Source organism: Micromonospora sp. C28ISP2-4 (assembly GCF_030519385.1).
GTDB lineage: Bacteria > Actinomycetota > Actinomycetes > Mycobacteriales > Micromonosporaceae > Micromonospora > Micromonospora tulbaghiae.
Genome location: NZ_JAUMKG010000004.1, coordinates 103,985 through 125,186 on the forward strand (window position 1 = coordinate 103,985; position 21,202 = coordinate 125,186).

At 73.2% G+C, this 21,202-nt stretch carries 23 protein-coding genes and 2 pseudogenes; 10 read left to right on the top strand and 15 right to left on the bottom strand.

The window, feature by feature from the left end; translation table 11 throughout:
• Positions 1-14: 14 nt before the first annotated feature.
• The 4 genes and pseudogenes from Q3W68_RS16610 to Q3W68_RS16625 form a co-directional block, all read right to left on the bottom strand.
• Entirely contained in the window at positions 15-1,499 is a 1,485-nt protein-coding gene (locus tag Q3W68_RS16610; protein WP_302906292.1) for a S8 family serine peptidase, read from the bottom strand.
• 147 nt (positions 1,500-1,646) lie between these two features.
• Positions 1,647-2,510 (bottom strand): NAD(P)H-hydrate dehydratase, encoded by an 864-nt coding sequence (locus Q3W68_RS16615; RefSeq protein ID WP_302906293.1) that lies wholly within the window; start codon positions 2,508-2,510, stop codon positions 1,647-1,649.
• Complete coding sequence (locus Q3W68_RS16620) at positions 2,494-3,225, bottom strand: histidine phosphatase family protein (protein WP_302906294.1); 732 nt, start codon at positions 3,223-3,225, stop codon at positions 2,494-2,496. The genes Q3W68_RS16615 and Q3W68_RS16620 overlap by 17 nt, the downstream gene beginning before the upstream one ends.
• Before the next feature lie 65 nt (positions 3,226-3,290).
• Positions 3,291-3,464, bottom strand: a pseudogene (locus tag Q3W68_RS16625) (response regulator transcription factor); the annotation flags it as partial.
• 4 nt (positions 3,465-3,468) lie between these two features.
• Between Q3W68_RS16625 and Q3W68_RS16630 the strand changes: the two are divergent.
• Positions 3,469-3,627 (top strand): annotated as a pseudogene (locus Q3W68_RS16630) (transposase); the annotation flags it as partial.
• An 88-nt stretch (positions 3,628-3,715) separates the two neighbouring features.
• Here Q3W68_RS16630 and sigJ read toward each other — a convergent pair.
• The 5 genes from sigJ to Q3W68_RS16655 form a co-directional block, all read right to left on the bottom strand.
• Positions 3,716-4,636 carry an RNA polymerase sigma factor SigJ gene (sigJ, locus tag Q3W68_RS16635; RefSeq protein ID WP_302906295.1) on the bottom strand — a complete coding sequence of 307 codons (921 nt, stop codon included), beginning with the start codon at positions 4,634-4,636 and terminating at the stop codon, positions 3,716-3,718.
• 135 nt (positions 4,637-4,771) lie between these two features.
• Entirely contained in the window at positions 4,772-5,155 is a 384-nt protein-coding gene (locus Q3W68_RS16640) for a DoxX family protein (RefSeq protein ID WP_302906296.1), read from the bottom strand.
• A gap of 108 nt (positions 5,156-5,263) precedes the next feature.
• Positions 5,264-5,737, bottom strand: coding sequence for a carboxymuconolactone decarboxylase family protein (locus tag Q3W68_RS16645; protein WP_302906297.1), 474 nt, complete (start codon positions 5,735-5,737; stop codon positions 5,264-5,266).
• Positions 5,738-6,028: 291 nt separating this feature from the next.
• A complete protein-coding gene (locus Q3W68_RS16650) occupies positions 6,029-6,307 on the bottom strand; it encodes a hypothetical protein (RefSeq protein ID WP_302906298.1) in 279 nt (92 codons plus the stop codon).
• A 126-nt stretch (positions 6,308-6,433) separates the two neighbouring features.
• Positions 6,434-7,333, bottom strand: a complete 900-nt coding sequence (locus tag Q3W68_RS16655) for an alpha/beta hydrolase (RefSeq protein WP_302906299.1) — start codon at positions 7,331-7,333, stop codon at positions 6,434-6,436.
• 47 nt (positions 7,334-7,380) lie between these two features.
• Between Q3W68_RS16655 and Q3W68_RS16660 the strand changes: the two genes are divergently transcribed.
• Positions 7,381-8,118 (top strand): TetR family transcriptional regulator, encoded by a 738-nt coding sequence (locus tag Q3W68_RS16660; protein ID WP_302906300.1) that lies wholly within the window; start codon positions 7,381-7,383, stop codon positions 8,116-8,118.
• 308 nt (positions 8,119-8,426) lie between these two features.
• On the opposite strand, the gene Q3W68_RS16665 is transcribed toward Q3W68_RS16660, so the two are convergent.
• Positions 8,427-8,972, bottom strand: a complete 546-nt coding sequence (locus Q3W68_RS16665; RefSeq protein ID WP_302906301.1) for a hypothetical protein — start codon at positions 8,970-8,972, stop codon at positions 8,427-8,429.
• A 25-nt stretch (positions 8,973-8,997) separates the two neighbouring features.
• Between Q3W68_RS16665 and Q3W68_RS16670 the strand changes: the two genes are divergently transcribed.
• Entirely contained in the window at positions 8,998-9,279 is a 282-nt protein-coding gene (locus Q3W68_RS16670) for a hypothetical protein (protein WP_302906302.1), read from the top strand.
• A gap of 51 nt (positions 9,280-9,330) precedes the next feature.
• Complete coding sequence (locus Q3W68_RS16675) at positions 9,331-10,311, top strand: DNA polymerase domain-containing protein (protein WP_302906303.1); 981 nt, start codon at positions 9,331-9,333, stop codon at positions 10,309-10,311.
• A gap of 5 nt (positions 10,312-10,316) precedes the next feature.
• On the opposite strand, the gene Q3W68_RS16680 is transcribed toward Q3W68_RS16675, so the two are convergent.
• A complete protein-coding gene (locus Q3W68_RS16680; protein ID WP_013286599.1) occupies positions 10,317-10,823 on the bottom strand; it encodes an Lrp/AsnC family transcriptional regulator in 507 nt (168 codons plus the stop codon).
• Positions 10,824-10,895: 72 nt separating this feature from the next.
• Here Q3W68_RS16680 and pdhA point away from each other — a divergent pair, with 72 nt between their 5' ends.
• The 4 genes from pdhA (at position 10,896) to Q3W68_RS16700 (ending at position 16,566) form a co-directional block, all read left to right on the top strand.
• Positions 10,896-12,095, top strand: a complete 1,200-nt coding sequence (pdhA, locus tag Q3W68_RS16685) for a pyruvate dehydrogenase (acetyl-transferring) E1 component subunit alpha (RefSeq protein ID WP_302906700.1) — start codon at positions 10,896-10,898, stop codon at positions 12,093-12,095.
• Positions 12,095-13,099, top strand: coding sequence for an alpha-ketoacid dehydrogenase subunit beta (locus Q3W68_RS16690; protein ID WP_302906304.1), 1,005 nt, complete (start codon positions 12,095-12,097; stop codon positions 13,097-13,099). The genes pdhA and Q3W68_RS16690 overlap by 1 nt, the downstream gene beginning before the upstream one ends.
• A 167-nt stretch (positions 13,100-13,266) precedes the next feature.
• The gene (locus tag Q3W68_RS16695) at positions 13,267-14,733 is read left to right on the top strand and encodes a dihydrolipoamide acetyltransferase family protein (protein ID WP_302906701.1); all 1,467 of its coding nucleotides are present in this window, start codon (positions 13,267-13,269) and stop codon (positions 14,731-14,733) included.
• Positions 14,734-15,294: 561 nt separating this feature from the next.
• Positions 15,295-16,566 (top strand): Ig-like domain-containing protein, encoded by a 1,272-nt coding sequence (locus Q3W68_RS16700; RefSeq protein WP_302906305.1) that lies wholly within the window; start codon positions 15,295-15,297, stop codon positions 16,564-16,566.
• Between the two features lie 61 nt (positions 16,567-16,627).
• Here the strand turns inward: Q3W68_RS16700 and Q3W68_RS16705 are convergent, their stop codons facing one another.
• Positions 16,628-17,647: an SMP-30/gluconolactonase/LRE family protein gene (locus Q3W68_RS16705; protein ID WP_302906306.1), complete on the bottom strand. Its 1,020-nt coding sequence runs from the start codon at positions 17,645-17,647 to the stop codon at positions 16,628-16,630.
• Between the two features lie 183 nt (positions 17,648-17,830).
• Here Q3W68_RS16705 and Q3W68_RS16710 point away from each other — a divergent pair, with 183 nt between their 5' ends.
• On the top strand, positions 17,831-18,271 hold the full coding sequence (locus Q3W68_RS16710; RefSeq protein WP_302906307.1) for an STAS domain-containing protein: 441 nt from the start codon (positions 17,831-17,833) through the stop codon (positions 18,269-18,271).
• A 140-nt stretch (positions 18,272-18,411) separates the two neighbouring features.
• Here the strand turns inward: Q3W68_RS16710 and Q3W68_RS16715 are convergent, their stop codons facing one another.
• Together Q3W68_RS16715 and Q3W68_RS16720 are read right to left on the bottom strand one after the other, a co-directional pair.
• Entirely contained in the window at positions 18,412-18,780 is a 369-nt protein-coding gene (locus Q3W68_RS16715; RefSeq protein ID WP_120569670.1) for an FKBP-type peptidyl-prolyl cis-trans isomerase, read from the bottom strand.
• A gap of 154 nt (positions 18,781-18,934) precedes the next feature.
• Positions 18,935-19,507, bottom strand: a complete 573-nt coding sequence (locus Q3W68_RS16720) for a hypothetical protein (RefSeq protein ID WP_302906308.1) — start codon at positions 19,505-19,507, stop codon at positions 18,935-18,937.
• A gap of 227 nt (positions 19,508-19,734) precedes the next feature.
• On the opposite strand from Q3W68_RS16720, the gene Q3W68_RS16725 reads away from it, so the two are divergent.
• Positions 19,735-20,433, top strand: a complete 699-nt coding sequence (locus Q3W68_RS16725) for a CBS domain-containing protein (RefSeq protein ID WP_302906309.1) — start codon at positions 19,735-19,737, stop codon at positions 20,431-20,433.
• A 24-nt stretch (positions 20,434-20,457) separates the two neighbouring features.
• Here Q3W68_RS16725 and Q3W68_RS16730 read toward each other — a convergent pair whose 3' ends face one another.
• Positions 20,458-21,180, bottom strand: coding sequence for a helical backbone metal receptor (locus tag Q3W68_RS16730; protein WP_302906310.1), 723 nt, complete (start codon positions 21,178-21,180; stop codon positions 20,458-20,460).
• Positions 21,181-21,202 lie beyond the last annotated feature (22 nt).

Genomic DNA, 21,202 nt, shown 5'->3' on the forward strand with positions numbered 1-21,202 from the left:
CACGCGGGTCGGAGTTACTTCACCGCGTTGTACGCGTCCACGACGCCGGCGCCGTAGAACCCGTTGCGGTTCCCGCCGGAGCAGGTCGCGTCGTACGCGTTCGGGCCCGCCGGGATCAGCGGCACCGGGTTGTAGACGCCCGACGGGCAGGCCTTCGCCACCGCCGTGCGCTCCAGGAACGAGGCCAGCTGGCCCGGGCTCATGCCCGGGTGCGCGGACAGCGCCAACGCCGCGACGCCGGTGGCGTGCGGGCTGGACATCGAGGTGCCCTGCTTGTAGCCCCACCCGTTGGTGCGGGTGGCGGTGTTGAAGGTGGTGGACAGGATGCCGTCGGCGGACGTCGAGCGGGCGCCCTGGGTCCGGAACCGGGTGTCGCCACCCGGCGCGGTCACGTCGATCACGCCCTGGCCGTACGAGGAGTAGTAGCTCTTCTCACCGGTCGGGCCGACGGCGGCGACCGTCACCACGCCCGGCGCCTCGGCCGGCAGGTCGAGGCAGGCGTTTGTGAGGTTCTCGCGCTCCTCCGGCGTGCCGTTGTTCGGGCTGCCGGTGTCGGTGATCTTGTGGGCCAGGTCGTAGTTCGAGTTACCGGCGGACGCGACGTGCAGCACGCCCTGGGACTGCGAGTAGCGCAGGGCCCGCTGCACGGCCTTCCACACCGGGCGCTGCCGCGCGTCGTTTCGGCAGTTCAGCTCCCACGGGTCGATGTAGTAGCTGTTGTTGGTGAGCTGGAAGCCGTGCTCGGCGGCCCACATGAAGCCGCAGACGGCGGCCTCCGGGAAGATGTAGCCGTCGTCGTTGACGACCTTGACGGCGGCGACCTTCACGCCCGGCGCGACACCGGTGACCCCGACGCCGTTGACGGCGGCGGCGATGGTGCCGGCCACGTGGGTGCCGTGGTCGCTGGTGGTGGGGTTCCACGCGGTCTCGGCGGTGTTCGGGGCGCCGCCCACGCAGGAGGCGCTCTTGTCCTTGGCGATCTGGGTCGCCAGGTCCGGGTGGCTGCTGGAGATGCCGCTGTCCAGCACACCCACCACGACCGACGGGCTGCCGCCGGTCACCGCGTGCGCCTGCGGGACGCGGATCTGGTCCATGTCCCACTGCAGGTCGTAGAGCGGCTCGGCGGTCGGGTCGCCGGTGGCCGCGGCGACGGCGGCGGCCGGCACCTCGACCGTCTCGCCCTCGTCCAGGGCGGTGCCCAGGCCGGCGGTGGAGGCGACCGACTCGACGCCGGCGCCCGCCACCCGGGTGACGAAGTCCGGGGCGGACGAGCGCACGACCAGCACGCCGATCTTGTCGTACGCCGCCACCACGGTGCCGTCGGCGGCCGCCACGCGGGCGGCGGCCTTGGCGGTGCCGTTGCCCTGCGGGGCGAGCACCAGATACGAGGTCTCCGGTCCGGCGGCCGCGACCGGCGCCGTGCCGCCGGTGAGGGCGAGCCCGGCGCCGAGCGTCACTGCGGACGCCGCGGCGAGTGTCTTGCGACGGAGATTGTTCACACAGACTCCCAGGGGTTCGTGCGGGTGGACCGCACCCCTGAACGGGCTGCGGTCCGGGCGGAGGCACGGCGAAGTACCGGCCTCGCCCGGACCAGCGCCGCAGCGCACCCGGGTGTTACACGTCCCGCACACCCGTGAAGTGGATCGTCAGACCGTGGCGATCGTGTACGGGATCTCGTCCAGCAGCTCCCGGGCGAGGAAGCCGATCCGCCCGTACCGGGGGACCAGGCGCTGCCCGCTCACCGCGTGCGCGAACGCCGCCCAGCAGGCCGCCTGCGCCGGGTCGGCACCCCGGGAGAGCAGGCCCGCGAGCAGCCCGGCCCGCACGTCGCCGCTGCCCGAGGTGCCCAGCCCGGCGTCCCCGCTCTCCTCCCGCCAGGCCCGGCCGTCCGGCGTCGCGATGTGCCCGTACAGCGACACGACCGCGTCGTACCGGCCGGCCAGTTCCACCGCTTCGGCGTCCAGGTCCTCGCCCGGATCGCGGCCCAGCAGGTGCTGGGCCTCGGTCAGGTTGGGCGTGAGCACCACCTTGCGGCCGGACCCGGCCAGCAGGTCCGGCGCGTGGCTGAGCGCACCGAGCGCGTACGCGTCGAGCACCAGCGCGGTCTCCCGGCCGGCCGCGTCCAGGACCAGGCGCAGCAGCTCCCCGGTGGCGTCGATGTCCTTCAGGCCGGGGCCGACGGCCACCACGTCCGCCTCGGCGACCAGCCCGCCGAGCAGGTCGCCCGGGTCGCCTCGTACCGCGCCGTCGTCGGTCTCCGGCAGGCCGACCACGAGCGCCTCGGGCACCTGGATGCTCAGCGCCGCGGCGGTCGACTCGGCCGCGGCGAGCTGGAGCACGCCGGCGCCGGCCCGCAGCGCGGCCACCCCGGCGAGCAGCACCGCGCCCGGGGTGAACCGGGAACCGCCGACCACCAGCACGGTGCCGCGCGCCTCCTTGCCGCCGGTGGGCACCGGCAGCGCCCAGTCCCGCAACAGCCCGGGGGTGATCACGTCAGACCGGCTCGGCATGGACCTCGTCCTCCCTGGTGGGTGTCGCCCCCTGGCGGTGCAGGTGGGCGACGTCGTTGAACACGTCCGGCACGAGCCGGCCGGAGTCGTCGGCGTGCCAGCCGGTGACCGAGCAGTTGGCGATCACCTGCTCGCGGGTCAGCGCCATCAGCTCCGCCTCGGTGAGCCCTTCCACCAGGTAGCGCAGCAGGAAGACCAGGGCGTCGTGGCCGAACAGCAGCACCCGGCCCCCCTCGTGGTCGCGGCGCAGGTCGCCCAGCAGCGCCCGCAGCCGCAGCGCCACGTCGGTCCAGGACTCGCCGCCGGGCGGCCGGTAGTAGAACTTGCCGAGCCGGGTACGCCGCTGCGCCTCCTCCGGGTAGCGCCGGGTCACGCCGTGGCCGGTGAGCCCGTCGAGGATGCCCAGCTCCCGGTCGCGCAGCCGCTCATCGACGCTCGCCGGGATCCCGGTGCCGCCGAGGGCCAGCTCGGCGGTCCGCACCGCCCGCAGGTACGGCGACACCACCGCCACGTCCGGCCGCCGCGCGTCCGGCAGCCCGGCCAGCCAGCGGCCGGTCGCCCGAGCCTGTTCCTCGCCGGTGGACGACAGCGGCACGTCCGCGTCGCGGTGGGTGAGGTCGATCAGCTCGGCGCCGGACGTCTCGGCCGCCGTGGCCGCGACGTTCGCCGTGCTCTCGCCGTGCCGGACGATCCAGAGCGATGCCAACTCCGCCATGCGGCTCCCGGTACCCGGGCTCGACCGGGGATAACCGCGCCGGACGCGTGGCGCTGCCCGACCGGTCAGCCCTCCGGCGTACCGGGACTGACGAGGCCCGTCTCGTAGGCGACCACCACCGCCTGGACCCGGTCGCGCAGACCGAGCTTGGCGAGGATGCGGGCGACGTGCGTCTTCACCGTCGCCTCGGACAGGTGCAGCGCCTCGGCGAGTTCGGCGTTGCTCAGGCCGCCGGCCAGCGGGCTGATCGAGCAGCTCGGCCACCCCGACGCGGTGCTGGTCACCGACGAGACGGGGTTCCTCAAGGAAGGGGTGTGCTCGGTCGGTGTCCAGCGGCAGTACACCGGCACCGCCGGACGGGTCGAGAACCGCCAAGTCGGGGTGTTTCTGGCCTACGTGTCAGAAGACCGAAGTGGTAAAGACGCCCCTTCCTCGGGACCAACATCCAGTCTGAGAGTGTCCACATCTCAGGGGAAGCCCACCTCCGAACTCACGCTTCGTTTGGATTCAACCGAATGTGAGCGAGTTTGTCGGGGTTCGCCACCGAGTGAATCGCTTGGACCATACCGTCGGTGATGTCGAGCTCGATCACGCCGGTGACGCTGCCGTCGGCATCGAACTTGACGGCGCCCGGTCGGCCGTTGACCCAGGCTGGCCGGAGGCAAACTCCCAGGATCCCGGCCCGGCGGAACACGCCGAGGAGCAGCCGCACCACGGGCAGGCGTCCGGCCAGCGGCTTTCCGAAGGCCTGCGCCTTGCCACCAGTGTCGACGTGCAGCGCCACGTTGGGTGCGAGCATGCCCAGCAGGGCGTTCATGTCGCCGCCCGCGGCGGCCGCGAAGAACCTGCGGGCGAGTTGCTCGCCTTCCGCTCGCCGTTCCGGAGGCGACGAGCGGAAGGCGATCATCTGCCCTCCGGCGGCGACGCGCTGCCGGGCGCGGGCGAAGATCTGCCGACAGTTCGCCTCGGTCTTGCCGGTGGCCCTCGCCACCTCGGCGTAGCCGTACCCGAACACCTCGCGCAGCATGAACACCGCACGCTCCACCGGCGAGAGGGCCTCCAGCAACACCAGGAACGCCATCGACAGCGAGTCGGCCAGCTCGGCGTGCTCGGCCGGCCCGGGCCTGTCGGTGGGCAGGACGACCGGCTCGGGCAGCCAGTTGCCCACGTAGGTCTCCCGCCTCACCCGCGCCGAACGCAGGTAGTTGATCCCCAGCCGCGTCACCGCCGTGGTCAGGTATGCCTTCGGATCGACGATCTCGGTTCCCTCCTGACGGGCGCGAGTCAGGCCGAGAAACGCGTCCTGTACGAGGTCCTCGGCGTCACCCACGGACCCGGTCATCCCGTAGGCGATGGAGAAGAGCAGCGGCCGGTAACCGGCAGCCCTTCTCTCATCGGTTGATCCCGGCATGGAACCCTTCCCACTCGCTTACCGAGGCTCCCGGCGGAGCCCACCTGTCTGCCCGAGCGACCCGGCTGGGCCTTGCGGCCATTCCGCCACACCCGCGTCCACGACGTCGACGTTCAACCGCCCGCTTCCACCCGGTCAACCGGTGAAGGACTCGGGGCCGAAGCGGCCCCACGCCACGAACGCGGCCAAGGCGAGATAGACCAGGTTTCCCACCGCCGACCTGGCCTCACCACGTCGCAGGTGCGTGACCATCGCACCGACCATCAACACCACCACACCGACCGCCGCCATCGGCACCAGAAGCGGCGCGATGTCGGTCACGGCGGGCAGAATCAGTCCAATCGCCCCCAGGACCTCGATGGCCCCGAGGACTTTCAGGAACGGGACGCTGAAATCCGCGGTCCATCCCGCATTGCGCATGGCGGCCATCTTTTCCCGAGGCACGATCAGCTTGCCGACACCACCGATGAGGAGAACGACGGCCAGCAGTCCGGCGCAAATCCACAAAGCCAGGTTCATGAGATCTCTTCCATGAGGGGTTGTGGGAAGTCGGTCCTCAGACCGGAATGACGATCGGTGCCCGGCGGCGTCACCGACGCCGGGCGACATCCGGCTGTGCCTTGATCGTTATCCGTGCTGGCTGGCCTGGTAGTCACCGGCGGGCTGCCGGGTGATGACGTTGACGCGGTTGACGGCGTTGATGAGGGCGATCAACGTGACCAGTGCGGCGAGTTCGTCCTCGGAGTAGTGCTTGGCGGCGATGGCCCACACCTCGTCGGTGACGCCGCCTGCGGCGTCGGTGACACGGGTACCCTGCTCGGTCAGTTCCAGGGCGGCGCGTTCGGCCTCGGTGAAGACCGTGGCCTCGCGCCATGCGGCGACCAGGTGGAGACGGACGGCGGTTTCCCCGGCGGCTGCGGCGTCCTTGCTGTGCATGTCGATGCAGACTGCGCAGCCGTTGATCTGGCTGGCGCGCAGCATCACCAGCTCGCGCGTCGCGGCCGGCAGCGTCGAATCCGCGAGCGCCTTACCTGCCGCGATGATGTGTTTCAGGGACTTGCCCGCGACCGGGCTGCCGAAGAGGTTCAGACGAGCATCCATCGTGCGCTCCTGAGAGTTGTATTTCCTGTCACCCCTCCAAGACAGGGCAGCCCGCCAGCCTGTGACGGCGGCGAGGTGTGACGCTCGCCTCGCCTTCGCCGGCGCCGACCATCTGGCCGGGCCGGCACGGGGTGTCAACGCTCGTCGCACGCAACCGCGTCGCAATCGCCGCATGAGCCTGGCAACACGGACCCATGACCCTCGACCGGGCAAGCCGTCGCCAGATCGCCGTCATAGACACCCTGGTCGTGCGGACGCACGTTGCGGCGCAACCGTCGGCGAGCTGGTCCTTCACCGTGCCGGAGAGGGCCCCGGCGCCCCGGGTGCCGCCCCGGCCGGCCAGTTCGGCGCGGGCCAGCAGCGGATGACGCAGCATCGCCCCCGCGCGATGCGCCCGAAGTCGAACGCCGGCGCCACGTCGCGCACCGGCAGCCCCGAGCGGGCCACGTCCAGCCCCTCGGCAGCCGTGGCCCCCAGCACGCCGTGCTCGGCGTCGCGCAGCGCGACGGCCAGCGGGACGAGCGGAAAGACGTGACCGATCAGGGGCGCGGAGACGATCAGGACGCGCATGAGTTGATCCTGACGATCGGACTGTGCTCTATGGACAGACTCAGCTCCGGGTGTCCGTCGGGACGGATCCGGTCGCCGCTGCCGATGCCCCGGCCACGGGCCTGTCCGCAGCGGCGGAGGGGACGGCTAGGACGCAAGACCGAGCGCTTCCCTGATGAAGGCGATCTGGTCCGACGCGACGATCCGCCGCGTTCGCGGGTCGGTGTAGAAGGAGAAGTGCGTACCTGGATAGAGCTTGAGCGTCCCGTGCGGCGCGCGCTCGGCGAGCTGGCTGCTCAACTCCACGGGCGTCTCCGCGTCGTCGGTGGCGAGGCAGACCAGCAATGGCACGGCCAGCCGCGCGGCCGCGTCCGCGGGGCGGTAGCGCATCATCCGCAGGGTCGCGCGGGGCGCCACCTGGTTGCGCCACAGCGAGTCCTCGCCGGACAGGGTGCGGATGTGCTCCTTGGCCGCGGCCGCGTTGGTGATCGCGATCTCGCCCGGTTCGCCGACCAGTGGAATGTAGTGCGGTGTCAGGCCGAGCCTGCCCCGGAGCGCGTCCCACAGGATGGCCGCCGTGAGCCGCAGGCTCTGAGCCGTCGATCGGCCCTCGGCGCGGCGCGGGAACCCGTTGAACGGGATCTGCGCCACCACGGCGGCGATCCGCGGGTCGCCGGCCGCCGCGGTGATCGCGTGGGCTCCGCCCAGGGAGTTGCCCCACAGGACGACCCGGTCGGCGTCGACGCCCCGGTCGGCCCGGGCACAGGCCACCGCCGCCCGCACGTCGGCGAGCTGGCCGTCGATGTCGACGACCTGGCGCGGATCGCCCTCGCTCCGTCCGAAGCTGCCGTAGTCGAAAGCCAACGCCGCCAGTCCGGCGGCGGCGAAGACCTCGGCCCAGGTGTGGAGCCGGTCCATGGTGCTGCCGAAGCCGGAGCACATCACCACGCACGGCACCGGATGCGACCCCTCCGGCCGGTACAGGCGACCGCCTCGCCGGCCACCGTCGCTCAGGAAGGACAGGTCGACCGCAGTGAACTGACCCATGGTCAGTATGATAGCAACCGTACTTACCTGCGGTAGGGAGCAGTGGCATGACGAGGCAGCGCATCCTGACGGTCGCGGCGGCGCTGTTCGCCGAGCGCGGATACCGGGCCACCTCCATGCAGGAGATCGCCGACCGGGTCGGCATCACGAAGGCCGCGCTCTACTACCACTTCGCCGCCAAGGAGGAGGTGCTCCACGAGCTGACCGGTCCGGTGCTCGACGAACTGGAGCAGGCGTTGAATGAGGCGGAGGCCGCCGGTGATGCGGAAACGGTGCGCTGGCGGGCGATCGAGGCGTTCCTCGACGTGCACCTGCGCCACCGGGACACGCTGCTCATGCTGGTCCGCGACATGACCCTGCTCGTGCAGGCGCCGGTCGCCGACCGCTTCCGGGCCGCCATCGCCCTGGCCAACACCCTCGTCAGCGGCCCCCGCCCCGGGCTCGCCCAGCGGGTGCGCTCAGCCCAGGTGGTCGCCGGGCTCGCCGATCCCGTCGTGATCTTCCGGGACGTGCCACCCGCCAAGCTCCGGCGACTGATCCTCGACGGCACGCGCACGCTGCTGGCGATCGACGGCCCGGCCGCCGACGGTCCGCGGCCGTCCGACGCGGACGCGGCACCCGAGCCGCGCACCCGCCGGGCCGGCGGGCGACCGGCGGCGTTGACCGCCGCGGACGCGGAGAAGGTCCGCCGCCTGCGGAAGACCGGCCGGCTCGGCGTCGACGAGTTGGCCCAACGGTACGGCGTCTCACGCGCCACCATCTACCGAGTTCTCAAAACCTCGTAATTTTTGCGACACACTGGGTTTTGAGACGGCGATGTGGGGACAACCGACGACCCGGCTCACGGCGAGAGCGGAGACGCTCGCCCGGTGCCCGCAGGGTGGTGCGGTGGGCGCAGCGGATGATGTCGCCAGCGCCGGACGGACTCCTCCGGCTGCTCGCGCGGCCGGCACTTCCCTGCGATCGCCAGCCTCAGCCTCTCCGCTGGTGCCCTGACAACGCCGCCATCGTGCTGAACTCCTGGAGACGGGCAACTGGCCGTGATTCCCCGGCGCGCGGAAGTTCGAGCCCGGCGACGGCGACTTCCGGGTATTCAACGACGAAAGCGTCCGGAGCGCCGACGGTTCTGTGCCAGCCCCCGGGGAAGCCCGGCCGCTGGGGTCGAACAAGGCGTCGCGGCTGACGCCGGCTCGCGTTCGGCGGCGGCGAATGCTCGGCGAGGCGGCGGGCGTCGGTGGTGGTGGCGACGGGCGCGCAGCGGGTTCCACCACATGCCCTGCTCAGTGCCGAGGATGTGCTGCGGGTCGAACGCCCACACGGTGCCGCGGGCGGCGCGGATGTCGCGGGTGGCGTCGATGAGGTCACCCTTGACGCGGGTGACCAGGGTCGGGCCGGGGGCGGCGACGATGGCGGGGATCGCCCGGCTGGTGGCCTTGCCGGTGCGAGGGCCCCAGATGTCGACGGCCATGTCCTCCCACGACTGGCGCAGCGGCATCCCGCCGGCGACGGTGGTGCCGATCAGCACGCCGAGCTGGCCGGGGTCGGGCCGGTCGACGTCGGCGAGGCTGGGCCTCAGCCGGCGGCCGCTGTCGGCGACACCCTTGGGCCCGAGATGGGCGAGGTCGGCGCGGCTGGCCATGCGGCGGGCGCCCGAGTCGACGCGGGTGCGCCGCCGGCGAGTCCACCGCCAGGCGGCGGTGCCGCCGGACCGTCCGGCGCTGGACGCGGCGGTGACGCTCGCCGCCGACGTGCTGCTGACCGGTGCCGCGCACCTGGGTTCCGGCGTGGACGCCCGGCTCGCGGCGGTCCGGCGCGACCTCGACGCGGCCGGTCTGCGCTGGGCGCTGCTGGCGCTGGACGACCTGGCCGGGCCGGGTCGCTCGACGCCGACCCCGGCGAACCTGCGGTACAGGCCTGGGTGGACGCCTGGATCCGGCTGTCCGTGACGGCGGAGTCCCGGTGAGCCGGTCCCCACAACCGGCCAGGATCGCTACGGTGTGACGGTGGCGACCACGGCGGCGCAGGAGATCCAGGTGGGGGAGCGGCTGGTCCGCGTCTCCAGCCCCGACAAGCCCTACTTCCCGGAGCGCGGGCTGACCAAGCTGGACGTGGTCAACTACTTCCTGTCCGTGGGCGACGGCATCCTGCGCGCGCTGCGGGACCGTCCGACCATGCTGGAACGCTGGCCGCGCGGCGTGTTCGAGGGCGCCAAGGTCGCCACCCGGCAGACCAACAAGGGCGACGCGTTCTACCAGAAGCGGCTCCCGGCCGGTGCGCCCGACTGGGTACGCACCGCGCACATCACGTTCCCCAGTGGCCGTACCGCCGACGAGGTGGCCCCGAGCGAGCTGGCCGTGGTGATCTGGGCGGCAAACCTGGGCACGCTGCGCTTCCACCCGTGGCCGGTGTCCAAGGACGACGTGGAACACCCCGACCAGCTGCGCATCGACCTCGACCCGATGCCCGGCGTCGACTTCGCGCAGGTGGTGCCGGTGGCGCACGAGGTGCGCGCGTACCTGGCCGAGCTGGGCCTGGAGGGCTTCCCGAAGACCACGGGCGGGCGCGGCATCCACGTGTACGTCTCGATCGAGCCGCGCTGGAGCTTCGGCGAGTGCCGGCGGGCCGTGCTGGCGCTGGGCCGGGAGATGCAGCGCCGCCTGCCCGACCTGGTCACCACCACCTGGTGGCGTGATCAGCGGGACCGGCCGGTCTTCGTCGACTACAACCAGATGGCCCGCGACCACACGATGACCTCGGCGTACTCGATCCGGCCGACGCCGGCGGCGCTGGTCTCGGCACCGCTGGACTGGTCCGAGCTGGACGACGCCCGGCCGGAGGACTTCGACGTGGTCAGCATGCCCGCGCGGTTCGCCGATCGGGGCGACCCGCACGCCGGTCTGGACGGGCGGCGCTACTCGCTGGAACCGCTGCTGGAGCGGGCCGACGCCGAAGGGCTGGAGTCGCCGCCGGAACGCTGAGGCGGTCAGTCCCAGGGGCTCTGCGTGCCGTCGAACTCCTCGAACACCAGCCAGGTACGTGTCGACAGCACCCCGGCGATGCTCTGCACCCGGTCCAGCACCACGTCCCGCAGCGTCGCGTTGTCCGGCGCCCGGACCAGCGCGAGCACGTCGTGCTCGCCGCTGAGCAGCGCCGCGTGCTCGATGTAGCGCACCCGGGCCAGCTCCGCCGAGACCTCCCGCCAGGTGTTCTGCTCGATGGTCAGCGCGATGTACGCCGAGGTGCCCAGCCCGGCCGGCTCCGGCGCGACCCGCGCGGTGAACCCGGTCAGCACCCCGTCGCGCAGCAGCCGCTCCACCCGGGCGTACGCGTTGGTGCGGGAGACGTGCACGCGTTCGGCGAGCGTACGGATGGACGTCCGGGCGTCGCGGACCAGCTCGCGCAGGATCCGCCGGTCGACCTCGTCGAGCGGCCCGGCCGAACGTCCCGTTCCGCCCGCCGCGCCCGGTGTGGCGCCGGTCTCCTGGCTCACCTCAGCCGCCCTCCCGTGCCATTCGTCCCGCGTTCATCCCGGATGTTGAGTCAATCATCCACGACCGGGAGCATAGGGCCACCACACGTCCAGGAGGTCCCCGCCGTGACGACCACACCCCAGGCGGTCCGCAGGGCATCCCCGCGCACCCGCCGGAAGACCACCCCGGCCGTACCCGACCCGTCGGCCGGCTTCATGCCGCAGCGGGAGCCGGTCCGGCTGCTCGAACCCGACGGGACCCCGCTGCCGGCCCGCGACGACTACCCGGAGCCGCCGGTCGAGACGCTGCGCGAGATGTACCGGCGGATGGTCGTCGGCCGCCGCTTCGACGTGCAGGCCACCGCGCTGACCAAGCAGGGCCGCCTCGCCGTCTACCCGTCCGCGCGCGGCCAGGAGGCCTGCCAGATCGGCGGCGTCCTCGCGCTGCGCGACACCGACTGGGTGTTCCCCACCTACCGCGAGTCGATGGCGCTCACCGCGCGCGGCCTCGACCCGGTCGAGGTGCTCACGCTGCTGCGCGGCGACTGGCACTGCGGGTACGACCCGGCCGCCACCCACACGGCGCCGCAGTGCACCCCGCTCGCCACCCAGTGCGTGCACGCCGCCGGGCTGGCCTACGGCGAGTCGTACCAGGGGCGCGACACGGTGGCGCTGGCGTTCATCGGCGACGGCGCCACCAGCGAGGGCGACTTCCACGAGGGGATCAACTTCGCCGCCGTGTTCAAGGCCCCGGTCGTCTACCTGGTGCAGAACAACAAGTACGCGATCAGCGTGCCGCTGTCCCGGCAGACCGCCGCGCCCAGCCTCGCCTACAAGGGCGTCGGCTACGGCGTACCCAGCGAGCAGGTCGACGGCAACGACCCGGTCGCCGTCCTGGCGGTGCTGGAGCGCGCGGTGGCGCACGCCCGCGCCGGCAAGGGCCCCTACCTGGTCGAGGCCCACACGTACCGGATGGAGCCGCACACGAACGCCGACGACCAGACCCGCTACCGCGACGCCGACGAGGTCGAGGCGTGGCGCGACCGCGACCCGATCGCCCGGCTCGAGGCGTACCTGCGGGCCCGGGGCGTGCTCGACGACGCCGCCGTCGCGGCGGTCGCCGACGAGGCCGAGGAGTACGCCGCGGCGCTGCGCCGCCGGATGGACTCCCAGCCGACAGTCGACCCGCTGAGCCTGTTCGACCACGTGTACGCCGAGCCGACGCCGCAACTCGTCGAGCAGCGCGAGATGGTCCGGGCCGAGCTGGCCGCCGACGCGGAGGGGGACGCCTGATGGCCACCATGACCATGGCGAAGGCGCTCAACGCCGCGCTCGCCGACGCGATGCTCGACGACGACCGCGTGGTCGTCTTCGGCGAGGACGTCGGCCAGCTCGGCGGCGTCTTCCGGATCACCGACGGGCTTCAGGCCCGCTTCGGCGACAAGCGCTGCTTCGACACCCCGCTGGCCGAGGCCGGCATCGTCGGGTTCGCCGTCGGCCTGGCCATGTCCGGGCTGCGCCCGGTGGTCGAGATGCAGTTCGACGCGTTCGCGTACCCGGCGTTCGAACAGATCGCCTCGCACGTGGCGAAGCTGCGCAACCGCACGCGCGGCGCGCTGAGTGTCCCGATCGTCATCCGGGTGCCGTACGCCGGTGGCATCGGCGGCGTGGAGCACCACTGCGACTCGTCCGAGGCGTACTACGCGCACACCCCCGGTCTGAAGGTGGTCACGCCGGCCACAGTGGACGACGCGTACTCGCTGCTGCGCGCCGCCATCGACGACCCCGACCCGGTGGTGTTCCTGGAGCCCAAGAAGCTCTACTTCACCAGCGCCGAGGCGGAACTGCCGGCCCGTACCGCGCCGATCGGCACCGCCGTGGTGCGCCGCCCCGGCACCGACGCCACGCTGATCGCGTACGGGCCGGCGGTGCCTGTGGCGCTCGCCGCCGCCGAGGCCGCCCGCGAGGAGGGCTGGGACCTGGAGGTCGTCGACGTACGCAGCATCGTGCCGTTCGACGACGCCACAGTCACCGCCTCGGTACGGCGTACCGGCCGGTGCGTGGTGATCCAGGAGGCGCAGGGCTTCGCCGGCGTCGGCGCGGAGATCGCCGCCCGGGTGCAGGAACGCTGCTTCCACGCCCTGCACGCCCCGGTGCTTCGGGTGTCCGGGCTGGACATCCCGTACCCGGCGCCGATGCTGGAGCACACCCACCTGCCCTCGGTCGACCGGGTGCTGGACACCGTGGCCCGTCTCCAGTGGGACGACCAGCCCGACACGAGGTGGGTGGCGGCATGAGCGAACGCACCGAGCGGAGCGAGGGCCGTGAGGGCATGCCCGGTCGGCACGGCATGAGCGAACGCACCGAGCGGAGCGAGGGCCGTGAGGGCATGCCCGGCCGGCACGGCATGAGCGAACGCACCGAGCGGAGCGAGGGCCGTGAGGGCATGCCCGGTCGGCACGGCATGAGCACCGCTGTGGGTACGCGGGACTTCCTCCTGCCCGACCTCGGGGAAGGGCTGAGCGAGGCGGAGATCGTCGAGTGGCGGGTCGCCGTCGGCGACGTGGTGACGGTGGACCAGAGCGTGGTCGAGGTGGAGACCGCCAAGGCCGTGGTCGACGTGCCGTGCCCGTACGCCGGACGGGTCGTGGCCCTGCACGGCGCGGCCGGTGAGGTCCGCCCGGTCGGCCAGCCGCTGATCACCATCGCCCCGCTCGACGACGCCCCCGACCCGCACGCCACCTACCGCGAGGAGGAGCGGGCCGGCTCCGGCAACGTCCTGATCGGGTACGGCACCGGCCACGGCGGCACGGGCCGGCGGCGGCGTCGTCCGCGGCTGGCGCTGGCCGCCGAGCCCGGCACGCCCGCCTCGGCGGACTCCGCGTCCGGTGCGGCGGCCGTGACCGGCTCTCCGGTCCCGGCCGGCTCTCCGACCCTGGCGGGTCCGGCTCCGGCCGGTTCGTCGGCTCCGAGCGGCACGGCCGCGTCGGGTGACCGCATGGGCGACCCTGCGCGTACCGGCGGACCGTCGGCGGCGCCGCTGGTCATCTCGCCGATCGTGCGGCGGCTGGCGAAGGAGCACGGCATCGACCTCGCGTCGCTGCGCGGCACCGGGCCGGGCGGCGTGATCCGCCGGGCCGACCTGGACGCGGCAGTGGCCGCCCCCGCTCCGGCGGCCCGGCTGGCGGCGGTGCCGGACGCCCCAGCCGCGCACGCCGAGCTCGCCCCGGCCGGTGACTGTGACGCGGTCATTCCGCTCACCGGCATCCGCAAGGTGATCGCCGACAAGCTCTCCCGTAGCCGCCGGGAGATCCCGGAGGTGACCATCTGGGTCGACGTGGACGCCACCGGCCTGCTGGAGACGCGCGCGGCGATCAACGCGGCCACCCCGGAGACGCCGGTGAGCATCCTGGCGCTGCTGGCCCGGATCTGTCTCAGCGGCCTGCGGAGGTATCCGCAGCTCAACGCGCACGTCGACACCGAGGGCCAGCGGATCGTGCAGTCCGCGGGCGTGCACCTGGGCATCGCCGCGCAGACCGACAGGGGCCTGGTCGTGCCGGTGCTGCGCGACGCGCAGCGGCTGACCACCCGGGAGCTGGCCGCCGCGCTCGCCGAGACCACGGCGGCGGCCCGGGCCGGCACCCTGCCACCGGCCCGGCTGACCGGCGGGACGTTCACGCTCAACAACTACGGCGTGTTCGGGGTGGACGGCTCCACGCCGATCATCAACCACCCGGAGGCGGCGCTGCTCGGCGTCGGCCGGATCGTCGACAAGCCGTGGGTGGTGGACGGGCAGCTCGTCGTCCGCAAGGTGACCCAGATCAGCCTCACGTTCGATCACCGCGTCTGCGACGGTGGCGTGGCCGGCGGCTTCCTGCGCCACGTGGCCGACTGCGTCGAGCAGCCCGCCCTCCTGGTCGCCAACGTCTGACCCCGCCGCCCCCGGCCCCGGCCCCCACACGGGGCCGGGGCCGCTCGCGTCCCCACCGCCCCGCGCGATCTTGCACTTGCTGCCCTGGAGAAGGGTGTGAATCGGGCATATCGCGGGCAGCAAGTGCAAGATCGCGGCGGTGGTGCGGAGTCCAGCGCTGCCGTCCTGGGAGAACGTCCCGGTGGGCGGGATCGGGCGAGATCTTGGTAGGAAAGCGCCCCCATGAGGGACGTTTCGTACCAAGATCTCGCCCGGTCGCCCTCCCTGCGCCCGTCCCCTCCCCGTCGATCATGAGGTTGGCGGGGACAAGCCGGACGCCGTAGACCGTCAACTTCATGATCGACGGAGGAGGGGCGGGCAGGAGGCGGCGAGAGGCGGGCGGGAGGCGGGCTGGGGCGGCGGGGAACCGGGCGGAGGGTGCGTGGGGCGCAAGCTGGGACGGGAATTACGTGTCCGGCACAATTCGCGCAGCTGTTTCCGAGCAATTCCGCCGAAGGTGCCACGGCGCGACCCCGGGCCTACAGAATGTGGGCGAGAGGGTTCGGAAATGGGGGGCGAAATATGTTTGCGAGGCGCCGACTGACGCTTTTCGCGATGACCGTCGCAGCCGCGCCACTGGCGGTCGGCGCGTGTACCGCCGGCCCGAAGTCGGTGGCGAAGCGGGCCGAGGCCGCGCCGCCGTCGGTCTCCGTGTCGCCGGCCGACCGTACCCGGGACGTGCCGATCAGCGCGGAGGTGGGTACCAGGGTCAGCAACGGCAAGGTGACAGCCGTCAAGCTGACCGACGACAAGGGCAACGCCGTGCCGGCCCAGCCGCGTGAGGACGGCTCCGGCTGGGTGCCGGACCGGCCGCTCGCCAATTCCCGGACGTACACCGCCGAGGTGACCGCGACCGGAGACTCCGGTAAGACCGCCACGCAGAAGACGACGTTCACGACGATGGCCAAATCCACCAAACCGGCCGTCACCAGCGAATTGTATTTCCGGCCGAATCAGACGTACGGGACGGCGATGCCGGTCGTGCTCGGATTCGACCCGCCGATTCCGGAGGAGGCCCGCGCGGACGTGCAGCGCCGGCTGTTCGTGAAGACCGACCCGCCGCAGCCGGGCACCTGGTCCTGGGTGGCCGACGGCAAGCAGGCCGAGTACCGCGCGCCGGACCGGTGGAAGCCGGGCACGAAGATCAGCGTGCGCAGCGCGTTGCAGGGGCTGCCCATCGGCAAGGACGCGATCGGTGACTCCGACCGGGTCGCGAGCGCAAAGGTCGGCCGCCAGGTGACGCTGGACATCGACAACGAGACCAAGCAGATGACCGTCTACCAGGACGGCAAGGTGCTCAAGAAGATCCCGGTCAGCCTCGGCAAGCCGAGCACGCCGACGTCGAGCGGCAACATGGTGATCATGGAGAAGCACGAGCACACCACGTTCGACACCCGTGGTGAGCCCAACGGCGGCTACGTGGTCGACGTCGACGACGCCCAGCGGCTGACCTGGGGCGGCGAGTTCATCCACTCGGCGCCGTGGTCGGAGGGCGACCAGGGGAGCACGAACGTCTCGCACGGCTGCACCAACGTCTCGGCCACCGCCGCGGACTGGCTGATGGGCTTCACGCAGGTCGGTGACCTGGTGACGGTCAAGGGCACCGAGGTGAAGCTCGACCAGGGCAACGGCTTCACCGCCTGGAACGTCGGCTGGGACGAGTTCGCGAAGGGCAGCGCGCTTCCCGTACCGGCGGGGCTGAAGCCCACGCAGAGCGCCACGCCGCATCCGGGCGCGGTGGCCGGTGGGTCGTCACCGGCCCCGGCCCCCTCGCGGAGCAACAGCGGCGGCTGAACCTGGGGAGGAACGGCCACGGGGCCGGCCCGCGTCCGCGCGGGCCGGCCCCGCGTCGTGCTCACTCCAGGTCGACGCGGGCCACCCCGGTCGCGGTCAGGCTGCCCAGCCAGAGGTGGCGGCCGTGTTGCCGCACGCCGGTGACCATCGGGTACGCCCCGCTCGGGCCGTGCAGCGTGCGCAGCACCCGGCCGGTGCCGTCGACCAGCGCGACCAGCCCGTAGCGGCGTGGCTGCGGCTGCACCGCGCCGGGTAGCAGGGCCACGATCTGCCGCACCCGGGGATGTGGCAGCAGCCGTTCCATGGCGCGCAGCCGGGGGCTGGGCAGCGCGACCCAGTAGGTGCCGTCGCCGACAGCGGAGATGTTGTCCGGGTACGCGGGCAGGTCGGTGAGCACCGTGGCCCGCCCGCTCGGCAGGTCCACCCGGAGCAGCCGGTGGGTGGCGGTCTCGGCCAGCATCAGCGCCGACTCGTCCGGGGTCAGCGCCAGCCCGTTGGGGAAGTAGAGCCCGTCCGCGACCACCTCGGTACGCCCGGTGTCCCTGTCGTACGCGAGCACCCGCCCGTTGGGCCGGTGCTCCAGCAGGTCGCGCTTCCAGTGCGAGAGCGGGAACCGGTCGGACGAGTCGGTGAAGTAGACGGTGCCGTCGCGCGCCACGGCCGCGTTGTCGGCCAGGTGCACCGGCGGCGCGGTCCCGGTCAGCTCGTGCACCCGGCCGGCCGGGTCGACCCGCAGCAGCCCCCGGTACGCGTCGCAGACCAGCAACCCGCCGTCCACCGGATCGCACTCGATGCCCAGCGGCCGTCCGCCGGTCTCGGCCAGCAGCGTCGGCGGCGTGCCGGGCGGGGAGTCGGCCGGCCACCACCAGAGCCGGCCGTCCTCGTCGCCGCTGACCACCCGGCCGTCGCCGTCGACCACCACGTCCTCCGGGCCGTGCCCGCCGGCCGGCAGGGGCAGCAGGTCGGCCCGGTCGAGCCGGGTGTCCGCGGGCGCCCAGGGGCCGGTGAGCGGCGGCGGCACCGTCGCCGGCTCGCGGACCGGCCGGATCAGCAGTGGGGCGCGCGGGCGGGGGACGACCATCGGCTCATTGTGGCCCGGCGGCGTCGCGCGGGGCAGCCCCCGGCGGCGTTTCGCCGCTTCCCGCGCGTGGCGTGGCGGCTGCGGGATGACCCTGAGGCGGCTCGGGGTCGGGTCCCGGACAGTACCCGGAACCCCCGGCCGCGAGGTCCGGAAATGTCGGTGGGGCCGGGTAGGTTTGGCCGCATGGTACACAGCGTTGAGCGCTTCCACGTGGCGATGGACGTGCACGATCACGTGGTCGAGCTGCGCCCGGTCGGCGAGATCGACATCGCCTCCGTGACGGCGTTCCGGGCCGCGCTCTGGGCGGCGCCGGCCCGGCCGGTGCTGCGGGTCGACCTGTCCGGCGTGCGGCTGCTCTCCGCCGCCGGGGTCCGCGCGCTGGTCGCCACCCACCTGCGGGTCCGGGCCCGCGGTGGCGAGCTGGTGCTCACCGACCCCGACCCGGTGGTGGCCCGGGTGCTGCGGGTGACCGGCCTGCACCGGGTGCTCCCGGTGCGCTGCTCCGACCGCTCGCAATCCCTGCCCGGCCGCTCCCACGACCTGCCCGGCCGCTCCCACGACCTGCCCGGCCGCTCCCACGACCTGCCCGGCCGCTCCCACGACCTGGTGGCCTGCGCGGCCTGAGCCCGAGAGGGCGCCGGGCGGCCGGAGCCCGAGCGGAGCCGCCGCGCGCCCCGAGCACGAACCGGGCCGCCCCGCGTCGGCCGGGCACGCGTCGGGCCGCCGGCGCGAGTGCCGACGGCCCGACGTGAACGGTGCCGCGCTCAGCGCACGCCGAGCAGGTCCACCACGAAGACGAGCGTCTCGTTCGGCTTGATGACGCCGCCGGCGCCCCGGGCGCCGTAGCCCAGGTGCGGCGGGATGGTGAGCCGGCGCCGGCCGCCCACCTTCATGCCCACGACGCCCTGGTCCCAGCCGGCGATGACCTGGCCGCCGCCGAGCGGGAACTCGAACGTCTCTCCCCGGTTCCACGAGGCGTCGAACTCGCGACCGTTCGAGTGGGCCACGCCCACGTAGTGCACGCTCACCAGTTGGCCCGGACGGGCCTCCGGGCCGTCGCCGACGGTGATGTCCTCGACGACGAGATCGGCGGGCGGCGCGCCCTCGATCGGGCCGACCTCGGGCTTGTCCATGAGCGGGTCTCCTCGGATGCTGACGGTGTGGTCACTGTCGATCCTGCCGGATCGCGACCGGCCGATACGCGCCGGTCCCCGCACACGGTGTGGCGGGGACAGGAAAGGGGGCGGGCGCCGCCTGTTCGGCGACGCCCGCCCCGGGGCGAGCTGGTCACTTCAGCCAGGGGAGACGCTGGACCAGGGGGAGCCTCGCCCAGACCCGGCCGAGGCCGAGGGTGTTGCCGGCGCCCACCAGGGCCAGGCCGGCCAGCAGGCCCGCGTAGATGAGGTGGTCGTCCATGAAGGGGTTGTTCGCCGGGGGCAGCACGGCCGTCCACATCAGGACCAGGAGCAGCCCACCCGCGACGGCGGCCATCCGGATGCCGATGCCGAGCATCAGGGCGGCACCGATGCCGAGGAGGCCGAGCATGAACAGCCAGTCCGCCCAGGCCGCGCCGGCCAGGTTCTGGTAGAGGCCCGCGAACGGTCCCTCGACGGCGTGTCCGAGGAAGCCCTCGGTGGGGCTGCCGCCGTTGATCCAGGCGTTCTTCGCCGGGGTCTCGTGGCCGAGGCCGAACATCTTGTCCAGGAAGGCCCAGAGGAACACCCAGCCCAGGGCGAGCCGCAGACCGGCCCAGACGTACCGGGTGGCCTTCTGGCGGGTGGTCTCGGTGTGCGCCGCCGGAGCGATGGTGGCGGCGGGGGTCCGCTTGACGGCGGGGGTCCGCTCGATTGTCGCGGTCATTGTCTCCACGTCCCTTCCTGTGCCTCGCACCGCGCTTCCCGGTGGCACATTCATTCCACCGCCGCGCGGCGTCCGGGAGCAGGGCCGAGAGGTGCCCTCGTGACCGGGTCATAGGTCCCGTCCGTACCCGGTCCGGTCGGCCCGTCACCGCCGGTCCGCCGCCCCTGACCAGCGCGCCCGCCGGCCGCCTACCGTCGCAGGTGGAGGCCCGGCACGAGGAGGTCGTGATGAGGACGTGGCAGGTGGCCGACGTGATGACCAGGGACGTCGCGACGGTGACGGAGGAGACTCCGTACCGCGAGGTCGTCGACGTGCTGGTCCGGCAGCGGATCAGCGGCGTGCCGGTGGTGGACTCGTTCCGCCGGGTGCTCGGGGTGATCTCCGAGGCGGACCTTCTGCACAAGGTGGAGCGGTCCGGCCACCCGGACGAGCGGCGGGTCTTCGAGGGCCGGCGCCGCCGTACCGCGCGGGAGAAGGCGGGCGCGCTCGTCGCCCGGGACCTGATGACCGCCCCGGCGGTCACCACCCACGAGCGGGCGTCGCTCGTGGCGACCGCCCGGCTGATGGACCACGAGGCGGTCAAGCGGCTCCCGGTGCTCGACGACCTGGGCCGGCTCGCCGGCATCGTCACCCGCGGTGACCTGCTGCGTGTACACCTGCGCACCGACGCGGAGATCCGCGAGGAGGTCGTGCACGAGGTGCTGCGCCGGGTGTTGTCGGTGCGCGACGGCCTGGTCACCGTCCAGGTCCGCGGCGGCGAGGTCACCATGGACGGGCGGCTGGACCGGCGCAGCGCCGTCGAGCTCGCCGGCCGTCTCGCCGCCCAGGTGGCGGGCGTGGTCGCGGTGCACAACGTGATCGGGTACGACGTGGACGACACGACGCTGATGGAGCTGGACCCGGTGCACGCCACCCCGGTGGCCTGAGCGCCGCCGCCCGGGCCCCACCGGTCAGGTGGGGCCCTCGGTGGCGAGCTGGGCGGCGAGCAGCGCCGGTGCCTCGGCCAGCGACGGGCCGTACCAGGTGAGGTGCCGGCCGGACACCAGCGCCGCCGGCACGCCCGGGAACGCCTCCGGCCCGTCGTCGGCGGTGAACCGGTACGGCTCGTCGGGCAGCACCACCAGCTCCGGCGCCCGGGCGTGCAGCTCGTCCAGGCTCGGCCGGGGATAGCGCTCCGCGTCGTCGGCCCAGCCGTTGCGCACACCGAGCCGGGCCAGCACGTCCCCGGCGAACGTGTCCCGCCCCAGCACCACCCACGGCCGCCGCCACACGGGCACCACGGCGGTGCGGACGCGTCCCGGCGCCGGCAGCGCGGCCCACGCGCGGCGGGCCGAGCGCAGCCACTGCGGCTCGGCCGGCACGCCGAGCGCGACCACCAGCTCACCGAGCTGGTCGAGGGCCTCCGGCACGGTACGCGGGAAGGTGACCCGGACCGGCACCCCGGCCGCGCGCAGCGCCTCGGCGTCGGCCAGCCGGTTCTCCTCCTCGTTGAGCAGCACCAGATCCGGCTCCAGCGCGAGCACCCGGCCCAGGTCCGGGTACTTCGTCCCGCCGACCCGGGCCACGTCCAGCCCGGCCGGATGGGTGCACCAGTCGGTCGCCCCGACCAGCACCTCAGGGCGGGTGGCCGCGACCGCCTCGGTCAGCGACGGCACCAGCGACACCACCCGCACCGCGTCTCCTCCCTTCGAGCCG